This window comes from Trinickia sp. (genome assembly GCF_035492435.1).
In the GTDB taxonomy this organism is placed as follows: Bacteria; Pseudomonadota; Gammaproteobacteria; order Burkholderiales; family Burkholderiaceae; genus Trinickia.
The window spans coordinates 1-3,400 of the sequence record NZ_DATJJF010000147.1 but is presented as its reverse complement, the minus strand read 5'-3'; the positions used below and the strand labels follow the sequence as shown (position 1 = coordinate 3,400).

Genomic DNA, 3,400 nt, shown 5'->3' with positions numbered 1-3,400 from the left:
GACGAAGCACAGCGGCACCGTCAGCGGCAAGGGCGTCGATTCGAGCAAGCCGTTCCCCAACGCATCGACGACGCCCGCGTAGGTATCCCGAATGCCGACGAAGGCGTCAGTGCGCCCGCTCGCCACGCTTTGCACACCGCTTCGCGCATCGTCGACGTCGATGAAATGGGCGCCGGGCAGCCACGTGCTGGCCACCCCGCCGATTTCCTCGCGCTCGCGTGCAACGCGCCATCCCACGAAATCGGCCGGCGCACGCGGCTTGGCTTCTTCACGCCGTACGACGGCACCGATTTGGGGCTGCGCATAGGGTGACGACACCCAGTAAATACCGTCATCGGACACAGCCGTGCACGGCGCAGGCAGCACGTCGACGTCTCCCGCATCAAGCGCGGCGAATGCGGCGCCGACCGAGGCGAATCGCCGATGGACAAGTACGATGCCGTGCGGATCGGCGATTGCGCGCAACGCACTAGGCCCGAAACCGTGACGTACGCCGGAACGCTCGACATAGTCCAGCACGCTGGCATCGCCTGCGTAGGCCCCAACTCGCAGCACGCTTCGAGGTCTTTCAGTCGCGCCGCCTATGCCGACGCCGGCCGCGGGGCCGACATGGGCCCCTGCGTCCCCCCCGGCAACCGCGGTACCCTGCGGCGTACTCGCCGCTCCCGTCGCCAAGCACGCGCACAGCGCAGCACCGATAAGCGACCGATGTGGCAAAGCCCGGACCCGACTGATCGTGTCGCGCATCCGTGAAAAGCCGCAGCGCATAGCTCCGTTCCTTGTCGTTCGTACGGCATCAGCTGCGGAACCGCTCCTTGAGAAACAGGGCAAGTGCGAGGTCGTCGGCAACCCGCAGCTTGCGCATGGCGCTGCGCTTGTGCGTGCTGACGGTTTTCTTGCTGCGTCTTAGGCGTTCCGCGGTCTGCGACACGGAGAGCCCTTCGGCGATGTAGCGCAAAATTTCCATTTCGGCTGAGGACAGCGCGTCTTCGCGTGGGACCGGCACCAACGCGTCGACGTTGCCATCGCGCACGGCAAAAAACTTGCGCGGGAATGAAATGGTATTGCGGACGGCTTCCGCGATGAGCGGCAACGGGGTGGCCTTTTCAAGAAACGCGTTGGCCCCGGCGCGGTGGCAGACACATTCGGCATCGGCCGCACGCGCAGCCGACAGCACCACGATCGAAAGCGATGGCGCACACGTGCGCAGACGACGAACAAATGCCGCGCCGTCGACCTCATCGTCCGGCAAGTAGTAATCGACCATCGCCACGTCGTACTGATTGCGCTCGAGTTCGGTGATCAGGTCGTCCGCTGAGGTGACGATTGCTGCGACATCGAAATCGGCAAACCCGCGCAAGAACGTTGCCACGCCTAGCGCGACGACCGGGTGGTCGTCCAGCAATGCAACCCGGATGCGATGCTTCGGACGGGACAACAACAGGATTTTCCGGGAGTTCATGCGCTTGTGCCCTCGCTATTGTCTTTCTCGGCTCGTTCGATGCTTTGCCAGACTCGAGTATCGCCGCACTCCCACGCACTCGGATCGACACATTTATTTTGTTAATAATTATTTGACGCCCAGACTCATGCACGTCGAATTATCCGAAATTCGCATCCGAGAAATTTCTGATTTACCTTTTCATTGCCGCTTGAACCATGCTAGCACTGAGCACCCCAAACCTTATTTAGGCCAAGACACCCACGCAACCCAGCGCCCACGATTCTTTGCGGCGAGAGTGATCGATTTTAGCGTAGACGATAGTGCCGGACAATGGCCCGCCATTAAACTCATTATCTCAATAATCGAGATCAAGCTGACGGAAGGCCGCTTAGTTCATTTAGTCCTAAAATTAATCACCAATTAACACAGCAATTGAAAAGTGTGCTTAAGGAAAGTGACCTACCTCCGGGATTGTGCGGATTGTCGGTTAGACAGCCCTGATGCTGGTGATCGTCGCCTCGAACGGCTCAGCTTCGCCCGTTGTTCGGCGGCGTGAGCTCAAACAGGTCGGCCCCAGCCGGTGCAGCCGTACGCGGCGGCAAAGGCGCGGCGCAGGCTGCCATCTGATCGGCCGGCGTCAGTTGCAAGAACGTACGCGCGATCTCGGCATCGCGACACGTGAGCCATGCTTCGTACTGTGTCGGCGGCACGATGACGACGCCGCGCTTCTCGGCGCCAGGTCGATGAAACCGGCTCAGCAAAGGATGGGGATCGGCGTTGAGTGTCAGCATCGTGAACGAAATCGCGACGCCCTCCTCTTCGTCCCATGTGCGCCAGAGGCCGGCAATCGCGAACGGCTGAGCGTCCGCCATACCGATGCTCCAGCGCACCGCCTTACCTGACTCGTAATTCGGCTCATAAAATGCGGTGCACGGAATCAGGCAGACTTGGCCTGCTCGCCAAGCGTCGCTGAAGCTGCGCTTCGTCGCGACGGTCTCCATGCGGCAGTTCATCGTGTCAAACACCTTGACGCCGCGCGCGATACGCTTCCTCGGCACCATGCCGAAGGTCGCCAGGCGGAAAACGCGTGCGCCCGTCATGTCATGCATGACAATCGGCGCGACGTAGTCTTTATAGATCTCTTCCTGCCACTCTCCCGTCGCCTCGACATCGAATAGCGACCCGAAATCAATATCGCGCCCCACCTTGTAGCTCGTGCACATCGCCATCCCCCCAAAGTTCCCCACACGGTTACGGTTAGCGTTCATATCGACGTGGGCACACACACCGCCGAGTCAGCGGCGTTCATGCCGGCCACGGACGGTGGGCGTTGCGCCGGCCCGCCTGTCGCGGCAATCCCAAACGGCGTTGTGCGCGGTAGCGAACAGATAATCGTCGGCACATTAGGCAATCTGCCCGCTCACCATACGATCTTCCCCCGCGCGCTTTGGCGGGGGTTTTTTTATGGCCGTGCTTTTGGCCATCACGCCCGACAGCACCTGCACTCCCGCTTGCACTGGCCTCGCGCTGCTTCGCTGCACACGGCGCTCGCTGCGTGTCTGGCGCCCCTCGCCGCACGGACGGCCTTTTTTACTGCAACGCAACAATCTCATACGAACACATCATCCAACGCCCGCCGATAAAAAAATGCGGAATAGGCAACATTCTTAGTATGATTACAAGCAAGTCTGTTTGATTCGTCATGACCGCCATGCGTCTCGCGACCTTTGCGACAAGCATCGCGGCGTGAGTCCTGCTGCGCCTATGCGAACGCCAATCCGCGATTCGGATCATCGACCTCTTACACCGCGCATCTCGCCGGCACTGCTGATTTTGGTCGGCGTCGGCTTTGCCATCGCGATGCTGTTGGTCGCCGTAGCGATCTTGTACGGCGGTCGCGAGGATGCGATGCAGCACTCGACCGAGTGGTCGCGCAATACGCTGGTCGTGCTCGAA

Annotated in this window: 4 protein-coding genes; 1 reads left to right on the top strand and 3 read right to left on the bottom strand. The window is 60.7% G+C overall.

Features of this window, described 5'->3' with window-relative positions; genetic code table 11:
• The 3 genes from VL598_RS11355 to VL598_RS11345 form a co-directional block, all read right to left on the bottom strand.
• A partial coding sequence (locus tag VL598_RS11355; RefSeq protein WP_325326818.1) for a transporter substrate-binding domain-containing protein occupies window positions 1–555 on the bottom strand: 555 nt, incomplete at its 3' end.
• Between the two features lie 241 nt (window positions 556–796).
• A complete protein-coding gene (locus VL598_RS11350; protein ID WP_325326817.1) occupies window positions 797–1,462 on the bottom strand; it encodes a response regulator transcription factor in 666 nt (221 codons plus the stop codon).
• 509 nt (window positions 1,463–1,971) lie between these two features.
• Window positions 1,972–2,673 carry an SOS response-associated peptidase gene (locus VL598_RS11345; protein WP_325326816.1) on the bottom strand — a complete coding sequence of 234 codons (702 nt, stop codon included), beginning with the start codon at window positions 2,671–2,673 and terminating at the stop codon, window positions 1,972–1,974.
• 535 nt (window positions 2,674–3,208) lie between these two features.
• On the opposite strand from VL598_RS11345, the gene VL598_RS11340 reads away from it, so the two are divergent.
• Window positions 3,209–3,400, top strand: a 192-nt coding sequence (locus VL598_RS11340; RefSeq protein WP_325326815.1) for a hypothetical protein, incomplete at its 3' end; no start/stop codon positions are given.

What these genes read in the sequence shown, in the direction of transcription:
- VL598_RS11350 (WP_325326817.1), bottom strand. Translation starts at nt 1,462, where the DNA reads ATGAACTCCCGGAAAATCCTGTTGTTGTCCCGTCCGAAGCATCGCATC.
- VL598_RS11345 (WP_325326816.1), bottom strand. Translation starts at nt 2,673, where the DNA reads ATGGCGATGTGCACGAGCTACAAGGTGGGGCGCGATATTGATTTCGGG.